Here is a 17,559-nt window from a genome sequence, read left to right as displayed (position 1 = left end):
AGGACGTCCTCACACGCTTGCCGACCCACAAGGCCAGCGACATCGACGCGCTGCTGCCGCATCACTGGCAGCCTCTCTTGAGCACCGCCTAAACTCGCTCGTCAAGACGGGTTGGCTGGCCGCTTACCGCGAACCTGCGCAACGACTGCTTCAAGCTCGGCGAGGCGTGCTGCTTCGGTACGCTCCTGGAGCGCGTCGAGCTGCGCCTTCAGCGCCTTATAGTTTTCCGCCATCCTTGACTCTCCCGTTTTGACAAAAAATTTGCATATCTGAGCAATCTAGTTGTAGCTCGACCGAAGTATACCTCTGGTGTAGATAAGCCTCATAACCTGAGAAAAACGGACCCATACCGTCGACTGCATGCCCTAGCGGAACGCGAAGGCACGCACGCCAATCACAAGCACATCTATCGCCCGTACCGTGAGGCAGGGCTGACTGTGCGCCGCCGTTGCAAGCGCCACGGCGTAGTGATTGAGCGCGAGCAACCGGCATTGCCGGGCGCACCCAACGAGGTGTCGTCAATCGATTTCGTGATGGATGTGCTTTCCAACGGCCGGCGCGTGAAGTGCCTGACCGTCGTCGACGATTTCACGAAAGAGGCTGTGGACATCGTCGTCGACCATGATATCTCATGGCGTTGATTCAGGCGGGCAAGCCAACACAGGATGCTCCTGCCGCTTTCCAGAAGCCGGTTGAAAGGGACTTTGCTACAAGCCCATTGACCATATTGAAGGGGGCAGGTCATTTAATCTAAGTTGAGGCCAAAGCGGCTGGCTCTCCTCATGTGAACCGTTCTCGAAACGTCTGTCGCAAACGCTAGGTGCCGGTAGTAGCATCGAGCGGCGATGCGGTATCAGCTAATCCTGAGGGAACAACAATTGCCGCCGGGATATCTACGGAGGCGGCTTCGACAAGACTCGTCGGAAGTGTCTTGGAGGGTTTTACACCCATATCACGAAGTAGTTCCGCTTGGCGGATGACATTCCCCTTGCCCGTTGCGAACTTGCTGTGCGCTTGTTCATATGCCTTCTGCGCCTGTCTGATTTCCTTGCCCACTTGCTGTAAATCATCGACAAACCCACAAAGCTTGTCGTACAGTTCGCCTCCTCTACGCGCGATATCCTGCGCATTCCGACTCTGTTGTTCCTGCCGCCAGAGGTGTGCAACAGTCCGGACCACAAACAGCAGCGTCGATGGGCTCACGACCAAGACATTCTTACGCCATGCGTCCATGAAGAGGTCGTTATCGTTTGCAACCGCGAGCATGAACGCCGGCTCAATCGGTATGAACGCCAGAACGAAATCGAGAGACCGACCATAGAGCGCCTGGTACTGTTTTTCCGAGAGCGACTTAATATGTCCACGAACTGACTCAACATGCTGCCGTAGCGCGGCTGCCCGCTCGCCGTCGGTCGCCGCAGAAGCGTATCGTTCGTACGCATTCAGCGACACTTTTGAGTCCACGACCAGTTTTTTATCGTCAGGCAGATTTATGACAACATCAGGTTGTGCACGAGTCCCGTCCTCACGTACCTGACTGTCTTGGACGAGGTATTCTTCCCCTTTTCGCAGGCCCGACGATTCGAGCACTCGCTCGAGAATCAGTTCGCCCCAGTTACCCTGAGTCTTGGCGGACCCCTTCAGGGCGTTCGTGAGGTTCTTAGCGTCCTCACTAAGCACCTGATTCAGGTCGACAAGTTGTTTCACTTGCGCTGCCAGCGCGGAGCGGTCCTTACCCTCCTGGATATAGACCTCTTCCACCTTACCTTGAAACTCCGACAATCTTGCTTTCAGAGGCTCGAGCAACGCCCCGATGTTCGTCTGGTTCTGCTCGGTAAAGCGTTTCGATTTTTCCTCGAGGATTTCGTTGGCTAACGTCTTGAATTGATTGCCGAGTGCCTCTTTCGCCTCTTGCAACAACGCGAGCTTTTCTTCGCTACTCTGACGTTCGGCGTCGGTCCGCGCCCGAAGCTCAGTCAGTTCGTCGGAAAGACGTACAGCGTCCTTTTCAAGCGATTGTTTTGCAACCTTTGTCTTGTCGAACTCTTCGCGCATCGACGCCGAAGCCGACCGTTCCGCATTGAGCTCTGCGGTCAACTTCCCTAATTGGTGTCCGCTCGACTCTCGCAACTCCGACAATTCGCTGACCTTCGCCGTCAACGATTCCGTCAGCTGAATGACCTGTGTCTCGAGACCCGGAATTCGTGAGACCTGCTCCTCGAGCGCAGCCTTACGTTCGTTTGATGTCTGGGATTCGGCTGAAACTCGCGTCAACCTCTGTCGCATGTCCTCGATTTCGGTATCGAGCTCGACGTTCCGGTCTTTCAGCGAGTCAACAAGCTGTTGTTTTTGGGCTCCACTTGCCGTTGCGATACCCAGTTCCTCAGTGCGGGCGGCCAACCTTTCATTTAATGACTGTATTTCACGTTCTAACGTAGGCGTTCTAGAGGCTCTTTCTGTTAATCTCGCCTGCTCCTGACGGGACCCTTCCAGTTCCGCGCGCATATTACTCAGCCTGCGCTCAGCTTCGTCACGTTCCTTATTCGCAGACTTTGAATCTTCATCGGCGACCCGAAGTCGCTCTTCTAGCTGCACCAGTTGAATTTGTGACTCCGATTTGGCTGCTGTTATTGCATTCTGCAGCCGCAGCGCTTCGCGCCCCCGAAATATCACCCACGCAATCAGAGCACCACACAAAAGGCTAATAACCGCAATGCAGAAGCCTACAGCCATGTCCATGGTGTTTCCTCTCCGTCTTACTTAGTGCAACCTTTTTCTCACGAACTATCTCTGAGAGAAGCTACGCGGCGCCACTGCAGCACCAGCTTCCGCTTCTAGCCGCCTTTTCTGTAACGGCCATGCAGGTCAGCAATTCGAGCATCGAACGCATCCGTCAGGCATGCCATATCCGAACAGCTCCTCGTCACTTTGGCTAGCCAGTTTTCCTGCTCAATCCGCAAGCCAACGTCTTTACCCCCGATTCGTCCTTGCGCCTCTTCATATTCCTTGACTTCACGGCCATACGCTGCCGCAAGTGTTCCACTCTTGCAAACGTTACTGCCGAAGAAGGTACCATCTTCGATGCAACTCACGCTACCGGTGCTGACCTGCGACGATATGCCTTCGCTTTCGGCAGAAATATTCGATTTCGGAATGTCGGAGTCCGCCACCGTCTCCGGAGTGACAATACGCTCGTTTGACCCCAGCGCCACACTACTATCGGTTTTTTGTTCCGCTGGCGTTGGGTCCAGCTGTACCACATTGCTGGATGCAGGAGCTGTTTCGCTTACAACCGTCGGCGCGGAAGCGATGACATTAACGGCGCTTGAAGTAGGTGCGCCCTGTCCGGAGGGCGACGACAGACTCGTAACCGCCGCACCGACAATACAAATCCCAACGCCATACAAAACGCGCTTCGCCGAACGGCCGAAATCGCGGTTATCAGGTTCGTTGTTTTTATATCCAGTCTTGAACCGGCGGTCGACCTTGCGTGTATCGAAGAAGCCGCCGATTCCGACCAGTGCGGTCAGTATCCCCAGCAAGACCAAACCGACCCCGAAATTCGCCATTTTTTAGCTCACGCAGGCAATTAGCCTCGCGTGCCATAAATAGTAAGTGAACTGTTCTACTTTTGAACTATTCCGACTTGAGAAGTGCATGCGTCGCCCGGTGCCTTCATGGCTCGTCGATACCACCGTTGGGCCACCTGCAACGGGTAATGCGTCTGAGTGCCATGAACCAGCCTCTCACGGCTCCGTGCTTTCGAACTGCCCGCAACGCGTATTCGGAGCAGGACGGCTCGTAGACGCATGCTTCGCGAAGTCGTACAGGTGCATAGCGTCTATAGACTCCGATAAGCTGCTCACTCGCGCTAATCAGGGCGTCGGAACGTGACAACATAGTAGGTCGCTGACTGAGCTTTACGGCCGAACAGAGCGTCGAAGCAACCCGGCTGCACATTCACACCGATGCTGTCTACGCGATAGAACTCCCACCCATCACGAGCATGCTGGTTGACGACACCTTCCAGGTAGACTGCGGCCTCGTTACCTCGATGCTCGCGCGCACGTACTGCGATGTTAGGTGGTACCTGCACCATCTTGTATTCGAATGCCATAGACTTCAGTCGTGTTGAAATCCAGCTTGACGACACTGAGACTAAAAACTTTAGCCGTCTGCCAAATTATTTTTACGTCTTGAGCAGTCGTCAAAGTGACGACAAACGGTTCGCAGCGTAACCCTCAAAGCATTGGAAGCGTTCTTGGGAAATCAACGGGTACTTGCCGCATGCATCGGCGACGGTCTGCTCAAACGCCTGTTCTGATGCCGCTAGGTCGGGTGCGGCTGCAGGCCCTCCTGCCGCTTTCAAACGCTTTAGATATGTCGCATGTTCCGCGGCTTGCGCAGTGTTCCGCTTGTATTCGCTGGAAGGGTTGAGCTTCGACAGTGACAGCGCGATTTTCTGCGCGCCCGAGAGCGACTCGTCGTCGGTGCTAGCGCAATAAAGTAAAGTGGTCGGACGGTTAGCCGTGAGGAAGAACGCATACACGCACGATTGCACTACGTTCGACGCCGATGATGACAAACCTGAGGCTGAACCCCGAATCGCGAGACCGCCCGGAAACTGAATTGGCGTCAGAAGGCCAGCATTAGTAAACCCTGCCTTGGTAACCACGTTAGCCTCTCCCCCTAGCTGACGGGTTACGGCATCAGGCTGCAACGCGCGCAGAGATTGAAGGGCATTGTCGAACCATGAAACAGGGACGAAACGGCCTCGCTGCGTAACGATGCGAAGTTGCCACGACGGTGCCTCGTCGACTGCAGTAACTCCCTGACAGATACCAACTTCGTCGTCCGTTGACCCGGGCATCATGCATTGTGCATTTTCACCCGACGACGGAAGCGTCGCTTTGAAGCGGAGCGGCCCAAGGTTTAACATTTGCAACTTCCATGCCACCGGCGTCTTTTGCTTGGTCTCGATATCTTGCGCCGCTGATGCGGCTGGTGCGCTTGCAGTATCGAGAGAAGGAGCTGCCGTGGACGGCGCATTCCTGTTGGCCCCGGATATGAGCACGCCAGCAGCAACAGCCACCGCCAAACCGAAATATGCTGGTGCTTTACTTGCGGACATGATTCTTGGATTATTATCAACTCAAGATTAAATACTAACGCGCGGCTCTGTGCTTAGCCAGCGCCGCTTAGCGAGAAGACCATGAGTGAAGAAAATTTCGCTACGCAAGTAGCGTTCGGCACGGATAACTTTGCCGAAAACCCCGAACAGCGATGCCCCTGCATCCTGGTTCTTGACCGTTCCGGGTCGATGGGCGGCCAACCCATTGAGCAACTCAACGCCGGTCTCGGCACCTTCAAGGACGAGCTTGCCGCAGACTCACTTGCAATGAAGCGGGTGGACACGGCGATTGTTTCATTCGGCCCGGCGACACTTGAGATGCCGTTTCATACCGCTCAAAATTTTTTCCCGCCTACGTTGACCGCGCAAGGTGATACGCCGATGGGTTCTGCCATCAACCTGGCGCTCGACACGCTTGAGGCCCGCAAGGCCGAATACAAAGCGAATGGTATCTCCTACTACCGGCCCTGGGTGTTTCTCATTACCGACGGCGGTCCCACGGATGCATGGCAGCAAGCCGCCGCTCGCGTACGCGAAGGAGAAGCGTCAAAGAAGTTCGCTTTCTTCGCGGTCGGGGTGCAGGGCGCCAATATGGACACATTGGCGCAGATATCGACTAGACAACCACTGTCGTTGCAGGGTCTCAAGTTCCGGGAACTGTTCCAGTGGCTCTCTGCGTCGATGGCTGCGGTCTCGCGGTCCACGCCAGGCACTGAAGTACCGCTGACGGCTCCGACCGGCTGGGCATCGGTGTGAGCTGGAAGGTCATTGGGGCGTCCGTAGTCGGCAGTTCCCACGTTCACAACTCGGCACCCTGTCAGGACAGCTGCTTCTATCATGTCGCATTCGATGCGGCTGGAACGGAGGTCTTGGTTGCTCTCGTCTCTGACGGGGCGGGGAGTGCGCAGTTTGGTGAGGTTGGCTCCGAAATCGCGTGCGAGGCCGGCGGCAAAAGACTTCTCGAAATCGTTGAGACGTATGGTGAAGCTGGACTGGAGTCGAGCGTGGCAATCGAGGTACTCGACGTCGTCAGGACCCGGATAGACGAGGCTGCACAAGCCCGAGGCGTGACGCCGCGCGCCCTCGCCTGCACGCTGCTTGGAGCAGTCGTTGGAACGACGCGCGCGCTCTATTTCCAGGTTGGTGACGGTGCAATAGTGTCACGGGAAAGCGGAGCGCTTACGCCAGTATTCTGGCCTGAGTCCGGCGAGTACGCCAATATGACCTATTTCGTCACGGACGCAAACGCGTCTGAGCATCTCCGGTCTGACCTGCGCAACGCGTCAGACGAACTATCGCTTTTTAGCGATGGAATTCAGCGACTTGCGTTAGTATTTGCGACTGAAACCGCCCACGAACCGTTCTTCGAGCCGATGTTCAAGGCCTTACGGGCTTCGTCGGACGAGCAAACAGATTCACTGTGCGCAGCGCTTGAGCACTTCCTGAGCAGCGACGCAATCAACGAACGAACTGATGACGACAAGACGCTGATTCTTGCGACGCGTCCGCTGGGGGCTGGCAGTGTCAGTAGCGTTTGATGAACTCGGCAACCAACTGCAGCTTGGAAAAAAGCTCGGTGAAGGTGGTGAGGGCGCTGTATTTGATACGATGCACAACGGTGAAAACGTTGCGGCGAAAATATACTCGCACGCTCTGCCGCCCGACCGACAGGCCAAACTGCGAGCTATGGCGCAGGTCGGCGATACGTATCTCAAGCAGATTGCCGCCTGGCCAATCAACGTCTTGCTTACCAAGCGACCAGGGCCAGTCGCCGGCTTCACGATGCCCAAGTTCTCGGGCTACCATGCCGTCCATGAACTATACGGCGTGGGAAGTCGCCGCCAGACCTTCCCAAAGGCAGATTTCTCGTTTCTCGTAGGAACGGCTCGGAACATAGCCGCGGCGTTCGACGCAATCCACGCGCATGGGCACGCTATTGGTGACGTCAATGAAAACAACATCATTGTCAGTCGTCAGGGAACGGTCAAGCTTCTTGATTGCGACTCGTTCCACGTTAATACGCCGACCATGAGTTTCCCGTGCACAGTGGGCGTCCCACACTACACGCCGCCAGAGTTGCAAGGTCTCGGCTCCTTCCATGGCGTTACACGGACAGCCAATCACGACAACTTCGGGCTCGCGGTCCTGATATTTCAGTTGCTGTTCATGGCCAGGCACCCGTTCTCTGGAATACCGAAGGTGCCGGGCGACCTACCGCTGGAACGGTCTATCAAGGAATTCCGCTTCGCGTATGGGGCCGACCGTCTCGCGCGATTGAACGACATGCCACCAAAGGCCTTGGGGCTGGACTATCTTCCTTCCGGCTTTGGAGACCTTTTCTGGCGTGCTTTTACTGAGACTGGAGTCAAGCACGGGCGCCCCAAGGCGAAAGAGTGGGTGGCAGCGCTTGATAGCCTTTTGCATTCGTTACGGTCATGCAGCGTCGAGCCGCGGCACAAGTATCCAGGGCAACTTCGCACCTGTATCTGGTGCGAGCGAGACAAGCAGGGAACTCCATATTTCACCCCCGCTTCAGCAACCGGGCCAACAATCAATTTTCAGGCTGCAAGTGCCAGCGTGGCTGCGCTCTGGTCCCAGATTCAGGGACTCAGTTCGTTGCCTGCGATGCCTGTGTTCGCCGCTCCTGCCCTAACGCTGGCCGGCCGTCCCGCTCCAGCATCCGCTGGTTCCTCTGTGACCGGGAACCGCTTGGCGTATGCAGGCATCTGCTTCGTTGCCTTCATGCTTTCAATCGTAGCCCCGAAACTCTGGTGGCTTTGGCTGACTGCGGGTGGATTCGCCATTCACGGCATTAAACCTCGCTCGCCGGTTGAACTAAACACTCGCAAAAGCGCGTTAGCCGTTGCACAGCGAGAATACGACGCGGCTTTATCTGAATATGACCGGGCACGCGGGGACCGTCGGCTTGCTGATGCGTTCCGCAGCCTCGGGCAACTCAAAGCGCAACTGGATGACCTGCCGCAAGTTCTTGCGCGGGAAATGAAACAGTTGCAAGCGACTCTAGTGGCACGACAACTACACGACTTTCTCGACAGGCACCTTATCCGAGGTGCCAAGATTGCAGGTGTAGGGGAACAACGCAAACAGACGCTTGCATCTTTCGGCATTGAAACCGCTGCGGACATCTCTGTTTCGGCCATCGGTGCAATTCCCGGATTCGGCGCTGGTTTGACGAACAATCTGGTGGCATGGCGAAGGTCCATCGAACAGAAATTTGTACCGTCTAATAACGTCACGCCGACTCCACAGGACGTGAACTCCGTCAACGCAAAGATAGCGTCAATGCGCGCGAAGCTTGAACAGCAACTCCGAGACGGGGCCACGCACCTGCATTCCGCCAGGAACGAAGTTCTCGCTCGCCAGAACACCGCGAAGGGAACGCTCGAGGCAGCGCATAACAATCTGGCACAAGCCCAGGCTGACCTCGCTGTCATGCAGAGGTCCCCATGAAAAAAACCTCCCGGTACCCGAAGGGGGCAGTCGTGAGGGCGTGCGTCATCATGTTCGTGACGTGCGTCACGGTCGCGGGGCATGGACAGGAGGCGCCCAACCCGGTCGGTGAGTTTCTAAATGCGTTCCATGGCAAACCTGTTGGACCCGTAACCCCTCCGTCAGCCAGCCCTCCCGCCGTTGGCGGACCACAGACGGCGACGGTCAACGCAACTCCAGCGGCAACGACAGCGGCAGGGGCGAATGCGCCGCTGAACACGCCGTCCTGTCCTCCCGGCGTTGACCGCTTGGGATGCCCGAACTCGTCGGCCCAACGGGTACGAAACGACTGCCCGGCTGGAATGACCACTGGGCCTGCAGGCTGCGTTCCAATGGCAATGCCGCCAAATGCTCACAGAGTATCTGATGACGGGCAGTGGCAATGTGACGACGGCTTTATGAGATTTGGCGCAGTCTGCATGGCAATCCAGTCGACGCCTTCGAACGCTCACTTAACGGGCACGGGAATGAACTGGGAGTGCAATACGGGATACCGACGGCTTGGAAACACGTGCGTTGCTGTGAGCATTCCGCCCAATGCGCACTTAGCCAACACGTGGAACGGCTGGGAATGTGATTCCGGATATCGGATGGTCGGCAACTGGTGCATCGCTCACTGAGAATCGGGGGAGCAAATGGGACTTAGTTACAGGAAGTCGATTTCCGCAGGACCATTCCGCTTTAACTTGTCTGGAAGCGGTATTGGCGTTTCGGTCGGGATGCCAGGCTTTCGCGTCGGCACTGGTCCTCGCGGCAATTACGTCTCGATATCAAAAGGTGCGTTCACCTATCGCGCGACTTTGCCGTCTTCTGGAATACGGCTGCCCGCTTCCTCCCAACCAACTTCCCGGACGCCCGAGGCAGACCCCATATATACTTCGCCCGCCACGGCCACAGTCGGTCCGATGATGAGCGTCGCATCAGCAACAGCTGACCAACTGACTTCCTCATCCCTAGATTCACTGGTTGATGAAATCAACCAGAAGGCCGCAATGATGCCGCTTTGGCCATGGTGCGCGGCGCTCGCACTTGCAAGCGCCGCGTTCGCCATACTCTCGTCGGACGGCGGCCTGTTCGTTGCGTTCGCGAGCGGTGCTCTTGCCACGGCCGTATGTGTGGCGTCGCTATGGGCTTACTACTGGGACGTGGCCCGCCGGTCAACGGTACTTTTCTATGACCTCGATGCGACATCGGAGCAGGCATTCTCGTCAGTGATTAGTGGGCTGACACAACTTGCTGCCTCAGCCGGTAAATGGAGAATCGATGCCACCGGCAGAGTTTTAGACAGCAAATACCACGCTGGTGCTTCCAGCGTCGTCCAGCGCAAATCTCTGCAGCTCGGCATCGGACCATTTTCCAAAGTCAAATGCAATCTCGATGTTCCGTACATCGTCGCCGGGACGAATATTCTTTACTTCTGCCCTGACCGTCTTTTCGTCGTTACTGGACACAAGGTCGCGGCCGTCCGTTACGATGACCTGAATCTGCGTAATGGCTCAACGCAATTCATCGAGGAGGAAAGTGTGCCCGGAGACGCGGTCGTAGTCGGGCGTACCTGGAGATACGTCAACAAGTCGGGCGGCCCTGACCGAAGATTCAAGGACAACCGGGAGTTGCCTGTTGTTCGCTACGATGAACTCTCGCTCACATCGGCATCTGGCTTGAATGAACTCCTTCAGTTTTCAAAGTCCGGTGTCGCCGCGGCCTTTTGCCAGTCGGCTAGAAATCTTTTGACGCTACGACCTGCAGGTACTCCGTAACAGAGCCCTTTACCGAGGGATAGTTGCCATCAGGTTGGAGCAAATCCATCCGTCCGCCTAGGCGGCGGCACGTAAAGCGCCGGGCCCGGCAATCCTGTCAGCATCGCTAACGTTGCCCATCAAGAAAATCCGACCAATCATGCGCCCATGCGCAGTCCATCGGGTCGGGGTCTTCTTCAATCAAAGGTCGTCCGCTGTTGGCAATATTTCGCCGAAAGAAGGTGCGAGCAGGCTCCGGGATTTCGCGCAGTCTTACGTACCGTCGGTTGTCGCTTATGTGAACAGGAACCTCTGGCAGCACTGGACGCGGCGGCAGCTCCTCTTTGCCACGATTTAGCGCCGCAGCAATACTGCGTGCGACCAAGTCCCAGACACTTGCAGACCATCTCGGGTATTTGCGCACAACAGCAGTGTCACCGATGTCACCCAACAGTGCTTCATGCAGCTCTACCTCATAGTCGGCGTGCTTACCGTTGCGGATACGACCAATGTCCGCCGTCGCAATCACGCGTTTGCTGGACTCGCGTCCGCCTGGCCACAACTCAACTATCACGCGCAGCATCATCTTGCACCCATGGATTTGTTAGCATACTTAACGAGTCAATCGCGTCTTCGGAAACGTTGGCAGTTCCTCAAGTAGCGCGAAATACCGCGAGGCACGCCGCCAGCCTGATGACACCCACCGCATCCACCACAGCTAAGCGCAAGGAATCTCGCGGCTCATCGCGCGTACCCGCGGGCTGGCAACAACCATTGATGGCATCGAATGCAGCGCCGCCTCGTGACGATTGCATCAACGACTCGGTGCGCGCATCGCGTGGTAGGCCTTCGTATCGCGCATGGTGTGCTTCCTCAGTCGTCTTCATACATGCTTGCCAGTTTTGTTTGCAGCTCCGCGAGCACTGAAGGCTCGCTTATGCCAAGTATGGGGTCCGTGCGCACGAGGCAGTCGCGGCACCACGTAGGCCAATGCAGCCAGTCGTCGTCGAGTGCGAGCCACGCGGCGGGTTTGCGACGCAGAACGTCAGCCCACACTTGCATACCTCGTGGCGCAGCGGCGAACTCTGAGGCGTCCATAGCGCTGTGATAGGTCGCCCCTACAACCCTCGCTCGCAGTCCAGGAGTCAGTCTGCGCGCCACGCGCTGGATGCTCCCTCGATAACGCCGCACCCAACTTGTCGACAGCACTATGCGTAGCTCAACATACGGCAAAAGTATTTCTTCGAGCAGGCCGCAATGTTCGAAAAGAGAATGACCAGGTGCGTCTATGAGCGTCGGACCACGTTTGTGTAGCAAATACACAGACTCGGGATGTAGAACGCCGTCGAAATCAAGCATTAGCACGCGGCCGCCCGTGTGTCGTGGGGGCGGTATCTCGTACGTCTGCCCAGCGAATTCTTTTAGCATTGTTTATCGCCGCCTCTCTGGAGAGCCACTTGCCAAGCCTCCAGCACGCGACGCGCGGTGGTAATCACGTCGTCGCCAATCACATACGGTGCGGGTGGCAGCTCCGTAACCGATTGAGCCGTTCTTGCGCTGGCGTAAACGAGACTCCCTTGGCATAGAACGTCAATTCGAAAGGTGGCCACGAGCCGGGTGTCAGCACTTGTAGGGCCGAGGGAAGTCTCATGAACAAAAATCGTGAAGCGCGTCGACACCGCATATGGGCCACGTGGCGTAGGATAGGCTAGCGCCCGTAGAGCGCGCTGCGCCGTCGAACCGCCCGATTCGATGGACGCACCGTCGCACACCACCTTCAAGGTCTCGCCACTGCAGTCTCCCAGATACACCGCGACGTCCGTCTGCACGGGAGAGCTATGTTGCGACAAGCCCAGGGCATCACACATCACTAGTCCTCCCGGTTCTCGATTCGCCTCATGACGTGCCCTTGCTAACGCGCTCGTAAATGACTCTCCTGCTACCAACTTGAATGCGCCGGGTGATACGTCGTCGGCCAGTGGTCACGACTGCCACCATCGGTATCTGTGTAGAACGGCCAGAGTTGTAATCTCTGGCGAGGGTTCCCGGACCCACATCAATGCCGAGCTTCCTGAAAGCCTCCGCTGCTATCGATTCAAATGGGGCGGCCGGAGCCGGACGGCCGGTAAATCGGTTTATGCGGGTTTTGGCATATATGCCATGCCCCACACGCGCCAGTTGTCCAGCGTCGACCAAGGCATGCAGCACACGGGTAAGCTGCGACGGACTTCCCAGTTTCGCGAGTTCTGACCGGAGAATGACGACTCCCTTTCTCTTTCGAATGGAGCGTGCAACTCGGTCCTTAACCCGGAAGGCGCGAGTCGTTGGGGAGCCCATATCATCAGGCCTTCGTATTGCACACATGGTGTGCTTCCTCAGTTGTCTTCGCACATCTTGGCCAGTTGTGTCTCAAGGTCCGCGAGCGCTGAAGGCTGACTTATCCCACGCAGCGGGTCTGTGCGCACGAGCCGGCGCAGCTACAAGCTGAGTTGTTAGATGGAGCGCTGCATACTCGAGTCATGGTGTGAGGACGACCACCGCGCGTCCTTACAAATCAGCAATGCGCCTCACCGTCATGGCGCGACTTTCATCCTGAATTCCTTTTTGCCGTCAATCCCTGGCTCGACCCGAGTGCCGTGTGAAATCACCATGCCTGCAAGTCGATTGTCGAGCGCTTCACCAGCCGATTTAAGCTCCACGTCATGAAGCGCCGCATTGTTTGCAAGCAACTGGAGCTCCGACGAAGAAAGGTCCTGTAGCGACAGCAACACCCCCTCCGAGAATGCCTCCGTTTCAACGTTCAGCAGCAGCTGTTTCTGAACTGCCTCCGCTTCGACTTCGAGCAACGTCGTTACCCATTCATCCTTCGGCCTTCGGGCAAGGTAGTGGACGAACCGCCTGACCATCCACTTCATGTAGTCGGCTCGCCACTCGACCTCCCCCGGCATCTCGCGGGACGGAACCGCATAAATCTGTCCGTCGACCTCGAGCGCAATCACTGCCCCCAAACGAGACATCGTCGCGCGCGTGGTGGCGGGGACATACGCGAGATGTGAGAGACCGAGCTTCAAGTCGTTTCCTCGTCCGAAGAAGGCCATGTTTAGGCTGGAGACTGCTGAGCGAGAACGACGACGCTGCGACCGCTGACCGTCGCCAGCGACAGTAGAGCGCAGTTTAGGCGAAAAAATATGTCCTGTATACTCTGTCTATTTTAAATATGCCTATTTTTAGTCTGTAGATAAACAATCATCATTGGGCGATGCTTCCGGGCATGACTGATGACATCATTGATGCCCAGAAGCATGCGCGCCACCTAGTGTCAGCAAATCTAAAATCGCTTCGGAAGAGGAAGGGTTTGTCCCAGGAAGGTTTCGCTGACCTAGCCGGCTTGCATCGCACTTACATAGGGAATGTAGAGCGTGAATCGGCCAACATCACGTTGGACAATCTCGTGTTGATAGCCACGACGCTCGGGGTTGAGGCGGCAGACCTTCTAAACAAGTCGCCCGAAAAGGTCGCCGACCTAAAACTGGGCCGTCGTCCGAAAACCTCATCCCCGACGGTTGAGCCACTACCGCGGCGGAAAGCAAAATAGCACCAACAATGCGCGTCTGACGGGTGCCGCATCCTGACTTGCCGACAGGCAACCGTCGCAGCACATCATTCGTCTCTCTCACGTAACCACGCGTACGCAACGTCCTGTCGTCAGCGCAGCAGTTCGCGCTCGTACAACTGAGCGCGTGGCGGAAGCCGCCACGGACGATGTCTTGCCCACAAGGTGATTGTGCGGACCGACACACCGAGAAGTGCGGCAAGTTCGTAAGCGTCCAGGTACGTGAAAATCTGCGGGTCAAAGGCTTTCATGCGCCTTGTAGCGCAATCGTTTTAGTCACCGGTGTACCCCTGAGACCCAAGAGGTTCCGGTCCGTAGATTTTGCGTAGGTGATTGTCGCGACGCACCCTATGTCCGAGCGCTAGAACTGCGCCCGGTGCAGCCAGGGGAGAGATTGCCCGCCTGGCTAGTTCGATGAACACCTGTTTCAGACCGCCAAGTACGGCCACAAGGATGGTGGAGTATCTCCGTAGGAGCCTTCGCCTCTCTCGCTATGACTGCCACCCCTCTGGAATGAGCGCTTCTCCATTACGGAACTCAGGAAGGATATGCACGTAGGCCATGTCCTTGAACGTTTCGCTCGGCACGTGCTCGAACACAATCATCTGGAACTCGGTCTTGTAGTCCCTATTCATCCGCGCAATGAAATTGTTGAGCAGACTGAACGCAATCGATACTTTCTCTGTATCGCTGTTCTTAAGCATCACATTGTCGTCCGCCTTGTTGTCCGGATAGTAGGGCCGACTGGGCTGGTCAATGATGAGGAAGCTCGGGATAAACATCGACCGGTGACTGATGGCAACCTCATGCAACGCGAGGAAATGCAGCAGATGCAGGAACATGTGGTTCGAGCTGCTGCCCACGTTTTCAATCAGCTTCGAGCGAGGCTTCCGTAGCCGTAAGCGCTTTTCCTTGTAGGCAAAGTCGGTCTGATAGGACGCGTAGTTCGCGAGCGCGTCTCCAGTTTCTTTGAGAAGGTCCAGCGCGATTTCGTTAATCATAGAGACGACGGCCTCGCGAGTTTCTTCCACATCGCGCACCTCGATGGCGTCCATCTGCCTCTGCAGGTCGTCTTCGTCGGAGGTCGTAGTCTGCTGCAGAACAGCCGGAGCTCGCGCTCCCTCATACGCTCTGAATCGTCCCATCGCCTCGCCCACGAACATCCATTTCTCGCGTTGAGAAGCGAACGACTTGGGTTCTTGCGGAAGTCCGGAGAGGTCCCGTTGCAGCGCATCGCGTTCACCCTCGAGCGATTTGACCATTGCGCCAATCTGGCCATCCACCGGCTGCTTGCCAGTGATAGATTTCTTGACTGCCGACAGGTCTGATTTGAGGCTGCTGATGAGGTCATCAAAAATCTCGGACTTGACCAGGCTCGGTGCCTGCTTCATCAACTGCTCGATTGGTCGCAGACTGTCTTCAGCGTTCTTGAAGGTATCTTTGTAGGACCGATATTCAGACGAGAACTGCCTGAGTTTTCGAAGGCGGCGCTCCACTACGAACAGCTTGGCGCTGGTCTCGACGTACCTGTTCAGGGCTTGCCCGGTCTCCGGCGACGCCGCGTCGCTGATAGCACGCCGGACGTTGTCCATGGACAGGCCAGCAGGGTCGCTGTCTATGAGGCCGTATTCGGCCGCCTTGACGGCAATATCGCGCACCTCTTCATCAAACGTCTCCCTCCCTTGGCCAAGGTGGGCCTCTTTGCGCTGGAGCCTTGCAATCTCCTTCCTCAGAGCTTCCCTTTTCTCGCGCGCGGCGATGTTAGAGAGGTCGTCAATGCCGAGAGCCATGTCAAAGATGCGCGGCAAAGCCTCCTGGTATCGCTCCTCGGACTGTTTATCGAAGAACACCTTGCTGTTGGTGATGATGTCTTCGGAAATTGTGTTGAACAGGAAAAAGTATCGGAACGACACCTTCGAACCAGTCTTCAGCGCGCGCCCGCCATAAGCGACCGTGACCTTATCGGTGATATGAAACTCTGCTTCGAGTATCGTTCGGATGTCGTCTTCTTTCGTATTCGACTCGGGCATGTCCGGTACCACCCCGGTGCTCGAAAAATAATAGTCGTTCGAGACCTCGTTGTCCCTTGGGCTCCTACGTGCAAGCGTGTACGTCTTGTCGTTCACGTAGAACGTCAGTCCATACCAGCCGACGTTCTCGTTGATGATACTGTCCGGGAGCTTGTGGGAACTCGCCAGAAAGCAATAATCGATGATGTCGAGCAACGCGCTTTTGCCGGTGTGACTTTCGCCTGTAATCACGTTCAGGCGGTTGCGCTTGAAATTGAGACTGCGACGCTCGCCTGTGCGTGACCACAGCGTGATGGAATCAAAGCCGAAATTCAAAGCTGCACCCTGAAGTTTAAATACAGCTCCTCGACCGGACCAGTGAGGAGCGAAGCGATATGACCCGCCGCTTTGGCGATTTTTTGCGCTCGTTTGCCAAACGCGGAGTCTACCTCTAGCGACTTCAGCAACGTCAAACCGCCATCGAAGCGAACAAAGCCCACTTCGACGAGAAGCTGTATCGCGTTAACTGTCATGGCGAGACTGCTGTCATACCGCGTCGCGAAATTGGCAAACAAATCGGGCCGCTGCGCAACCAGCGCCGCGGCCTCTCGCCGTGCGACTCGTGAGTCGCCAAGATGACGCACAGTCGCATCGTGCATTACCAGAGGCATCACGAGGAGCGCTTTCGGGAGCGTCACACTTTTTGAGTGTTCAAGGACGCTCATCAACGCGATTGCGCATATCCCAACATTGTTATATCCCAACCACCTACTGCTCATTGGCACTCCAGTCTTTATGCCAGCCTATCTGACCGGCGTCTGACAGGTAATAGAGTTCGCCGTTGCTAAGCGTCGTCGATAACTCGGTATCGCCGAGCTTGAACTGGTCCCGCCGCAGCGTAATCAGCAAGGTCATCGCAGCGTCAATAATCTGATGTGGCGTACTACAGCCTCGAAACGCCACTCGAAACTCGTTTCGCCAGCGCACGAATACCTCCTCGTGGAAAGCTTCAATCTCCTCGCTTACGAGGTCTCCCTCCTGGACCCACTGCTGGAGGTAACGAGAGATACGCAGTTTGTACGTGGTGTAATCGATGGCGAGTTCTTCGTCAGATTCGGAAATATCACCAATCTCCAATAGACGTCTGATAAATCTCTGAGCAAAGATATCGCTTGGCAGCTCCGGAGTAAATTTCGGATAGACCAACTTCTTCGTACGTCCATCGTCGAAGATACGGCGATAGCGCTTCATGAAGTCATCGAAGCTGATGAGTATTGCCTCTCCGCGCTTGACGGCAATGAAATTATCGGTCCGGATACTCGAATCCAATCGACTAAAAACCGTGTCGACCTTATCTGGGTCGATAATCTTCTCAAGCAGCGAACGCTTCACTCGACCGACAATGTCATCAAGCCCCAGCTCGACCTTGATGTGGCGAAAGAACGCCTCTAGCAGGCTGTTGAAATTGGGAACGGTGTAAACGGGCTCGAAGGGCGGTGCGTTAGAGATATCGTGTTCATGATCTTGAGCAGATGAGCCGATGCGTGGAATGGACGA

Annotated in this window: 17 protein-coding genes and 2 pseudogenes; 7 read left to right on the top strand and 12 right to left on the bottom strand. The window is 56.2% G+C overall.

The genetic code is table 11. From position 1 onward, the window contains the following. Positions 1 to 101: 101 nt before the first annotated feature. Positions 102 to 233 carry a hypothetical protein gene (locus ACNQQL_RS34895; RefSeq protein WP_347069112.1) on the bottom strand — a complete coding sequence of 44 codons (132 nt, stop codon included), beginning with the start codon at positions 231 to 233 and terminating at the stop codon, positions 102 to 104. A gap of 99 nt (positions 234 to 332) precedes the next feature. Here ACNQQL_RS34895 and ACNQQL_RS34890 point away from each other — a divergent pair. Next, positions 333 to 632: pseudogene (locus ACNQQL_RS34890) on the top strand (IS3 family transposase); the annotation flags it as partial. Between the two features lie 184 nt (positions 633 to 816). On the opposite strand, the gene rmuC reads toward ACNQQL_RS34890, so the two are convergent. The 4 genes from rmuC to ACNQQL_RS34870 all read right to left on the bottom strand — a co-directional run bounded on the left by rmuC (position 817) and on the right by ACNQQL_RS34870 (position 5,131). Further along, positions 817 to 2,739 (bottom strand): DNA recombination protein RmuC, encoded by a 1,923-nt coding sequence (gene rmuC, locus ACNQQL_RS34885; RefSeq protein WP_347069110.1) that lies wholly within the window; start codon positions 2,737 to 2,739, stop codon positions 817 to 819. Between the two features lie 95 nt (positions 2,740 to 2,834). Further along, positions 2,835 to 3,569: a hypothetical protein gene (locus tag ACNQQL_RS34880; RefSeq protein ID WP_347069108.1), complete on the bottom strand. Its 735-nt coding sequence runs from the start codon at positions 3,567 to 3,569 to the stop codon at positions 2,835 to 2,837. 106 nt (positions 3,570 to 3,675) lie between these two features. Beyond that, positions 3,676 to 3,900, bottom strand: coding sequence for a membrane protein insertion efficiency factor YidD (gene yidD, locus ACNQQL_RS34875; RefSeq protein WP_176016427.1), 225 nt, complete (start codon positions 3,898 to 3,900; stop codon positions 3,676 to 3,678). 307 nt (positions 3,901 to 4,207) lie between these two features. Then, positions 4,208 to 5,131 (bottom strand): hypothetical protein, encoded by a 924-nt coding sequence (locus ACNQQL_RS34870; protein ID WP_347069106.1) that lies wholly within the window; start codon positions 5,129 to 5,131, stop codon positions 4,208 to 4,210. 81 nt (positions 5,132 to 5,212) lie between these two features. Between ACNQQL_RS34870 and ACNQQL_RS34865 the strand changes: the two genes are divergently transcribed. The 5 genes and pseudogenes from ACNQQL_RS34865 (at position 5,213) to ACNQQL_RS34845 (ending at position 10,401) form a co-directional block, all read left to right on the top strand. Further along, on the top strand, positions 5,213 to 5,887 hold the full coding sequence (locus tag ACNQQL_RS34865) for a vWA domain-containing protein (RefSeq protein WP_347069104.1): 675 nt from the start codon (positions 5,213 to 5,215) through the stop codon (positions 5,885 to 5,887). After that, positions 5,884 to 6,669 (top strand): PP2C family serine/threonine-protein phosphatase, encoded by a 786-nt coding sequence (locus tag ACNQQL_RS34860; protein ID WP_347069102.1) that lies wholly within the window; start codon positions 5,884 to 5,886, stop codon positions 6,667 to 6,669. Before ACNQQL_RS34865 ends, ACNQQL_RS34860 begins: the two co-directional genes overlap by 4 nt. Next, a complete protein-coding gene (locus ACNQQL_RS34855; protein WP_347069100.1) occupies positions 6,653 to 8,602 on the top strand; it encodes a hypothetical protein in 1,950 nt (649 codons plus the stop codon). The genes ACNQQL_RS34860 and ACNQQL_RS34855 overlap by 17 nt, the downstream gene beginning before the upstream one ends. Positions 8,603 to 9,276: 674 nt before the next feature. After that, a pseudogene (locus tag ACNQQL_RS34850) lies at positions 9,277 to 9,423 on the top strand (DUF4236 domain-containing protein); the annotation flags it as partial. Between the two features lie 123 nt (positions 9,424 to 9,546). Further along, positions 9,547 to 10,401, top strand: a complete 855-nt coding sequence (locus ACNQQL_RS34845; RefSeq protein WP_347069098.1) for a hypothetical protein — start codon at positions 9,547 to 9,549, stop codon at positions 10,399 to 10,401. Positions 10,402 to 10,507: 106 nt separating this feature from the next. Here ACNQQL_RS34845 and ACNQQL_RS34840 read toward each other — a convergent pair whose 3' ends face one another. The 4 genes from ACNQQL_RS34840 to ACNQQL_RS34825 all read right to left on the bottom strand — a co-directional run bounded on the left by ACNQQL_RS34840 (position 10,508) and on the right by ACNQQL_RS34825 (position 13,451). Then, entirely contained in the window at positions 10,508 to 10,966 is a 459-nt protein-coding gene (locus ACNQQL_RS34840; protein WP_347069096.1) for a hypothetical protein, read from the bottom strand. 287 nt (positions 10,967 to 11,253) lie between these two features. Beyond that, a complete protein-coding gene (locus tag ACNQQL_RS34835) occupies positions 11,254 to 11,739 on the bottom strand; it encodes an HAD domain-containing protein (RefSeq protein WP_347069094.1) in 486 nt (161 codons plus the stop codon). Between the two features lie 537 nt (positions 11,740 to 12,276). Next, positions 12,277 to 12,717, bottom strand: a complete 441-nt coding sequence (locus tag ACNQQL_RS34830) for a DUF6088 family protein (RefSeq protein ID WP_347069092.1) — start codon at positions 12,715 to 12,717, stop codon at positions 12,277 to 12,279. A 236-nt stretch (positions 12,718 to 12,953) separates the two neighbouring features. Further along, complete coding sequence (locus ACNQQL_RS34825; RefSeq protein WP_347069090.1) at positions 12,954 to 13,451, bottom strand: hypothetical protein; 498 nt, start codon at positions 13,449 to 13,451, stop codon at positions 12,954 to 12,956. Positions 13,452 to 13,639: 188 nt separating this feature from the next. Between ACNQQL_RS34825 and ACNQQL_RS34820 the strand changes: the two genes are divergently transcribed. After that, positions 13,640 to 13,975, top strand: a complete 336-nt coding sequence (locus tag ACNQQL_RS34820) for a helix-turn-helix transcriptional regulator (protein ID WP_347069088.1) — start codon at positions 13,640 to 13,642, stop codon at positions 13,973 to 13,975. Positions 13,976 to 14,484: 509 nt separating this feature from the next. On the opposite strand, the gene ACNQQL_RS34815 is transcribed toward ACNQQL_RS34820, so the two are convergent. The 3 genes from ACNQQL_RS34815 to ACNQQL_RS34805 form a co-directional block, all read right to left on the bottom strand. Continuing rightward, complete coding sequence (locus tag ACNQQL_RS34815) at positions 14,485 to 16,338, bottom strand: DUF3732 domain-containing protein (RefSeq protein WP_347069086.1); 1,854 nt, start codon at positions 16,336 to 16,338, stop codon at positions 14,485 to 14,487. Beyond that, complete coding sequence (locus ACNQQL_RS34810; RefSeq protein WP_347069084.1) at positions 16,335 to 16,727, bottom strand: three component ABC system middle component; 393 nt, start codon at positions 16,725 to 16,727, stop codon at positions 16,335 to 16,337. Before ACNQQL_RS34810 ends, ACNQQL_RS34815 begins: the two co-directional genes overlap by 4 nt. A 43-nt stretch (positions 16,728 to 16,770) precedes the next feature. Further along, positions 16,771 to 17,559 (bottom strand): ABC-three component system protein (locus ACNQQL_RS34805; RefSeq protein WP_347069082.1); only part of this gene is annotated, 789 nt, incomplete at its 5' end.

The sequence above is a fragment of the Burkholderia sp. LFS061 genome, from assembly GCF_047978125.1.
GTDB lineage: Bacteria > Pseudomonadota > Gammaproteobacteria > Burkholderiales > Burkholderiaceae > Burkholderia > Burkholderia pyrrocinia_C.
The sequence above is the reverse complement of the archived record's forward strand: the minus strand, read 5'-3'. Positions and strand labels throughout refer to the sequence as shown.

What these genes read in the sequence shown, in the direction of transcription:
- ACNQQL_RS34895 (WP_347069112.1), bottom strand. Translation starts at nt 233, where the DNA reads ATGGCGGAAAACTATAAGGCGCTGAAGGCGCAGCTCGACGCGCTCCAG.
- rmuC (WP_347069110.1), bottom strand. Translation starts at nt 2,739, where the DNA reads ATGGACATGGCTGTAGGCTTCTGCATTGCGGTTATTAGCCTTTTGTGT.
- ACNQQL_RS34880 (WP_347069108.1), bottom strand. Translation starts at nt 3,569, where the DNA reads ATGGCGAATTTCGGGGTCGGTTTGGTCTTGCTGGGGATACTGACCGCA.
- yidD (WP_176016427.1), bottom strand. Translation starts at nt 3,900, where the DNA reads ATGTTGTCACGTTCCGACGCCCTGATTAGCGCGAGTGAGCAGCTTATC.
- ACNQQL_RS34870 (WP_347069106.1), bottom strand. Translation starts at nt 5,131, where the DNA reads ATGTCCGCAAGTAAAGCACCAGCATATTTCGGTTTGGCGGTGGCTGTT.
- ACNQQL_RS34865 (WP_347069104.1), top strand. Translation starts at nt 5,213, where the DNA reads ATGAGTGAAGAAAATTTCGCTACGCAAGTAGCGTTCGGCACGGATAAC.
- ACNQQL_RS34845 (WP_347069098.1), top strand. Translation starts at nt 9,547, where the DNA reads ATGATGAGCGTCGCATCAGCAACAGCTGACCAACTGACTTCCTCATCC.
- ACNQQL_RS34840 (WP_347069096.1), bottom strand. Translation starts at nt 10,966, where the DNA reads ATGATGCTGCGCGTGATAGTTGAGTTGTGGCCAGGCGGACGCGAGTCC.
- ACNQQL_RS34835 (WP_347069094.1), bottom strand. Translation starts at nt 11,739, where the DNA reads ATGCTTGATTTCGACGGCGTTCTACATCCCGAGTCTGTGTATTTGCTA.
- ACNQQL_RS34830 (WP_347069092.1), bottom strand. Translation starts at nt 12,717, where the DNA reads ATGGGCTCCCCAACGACTCGCGCCTTCCGGGTTAAGGACCGAGTTGCA.
- ACNQQL_RS34820 (WP_347069088.1), top strand. Translation starts at nt 13,640, where the DNA reads ATGCTTCCGGGCATGACTGATGACATCATTGATGCCCAGAAGCATGCG.
- ACNQQL_RS34810 (WP_347069084.1), bottom strand. Translation starts at nt 16,727, where the DNA reads ATGAGCGTCCTTGAACACTCAAAAAGTGTGACGCTCCCGAAAGCGCTC.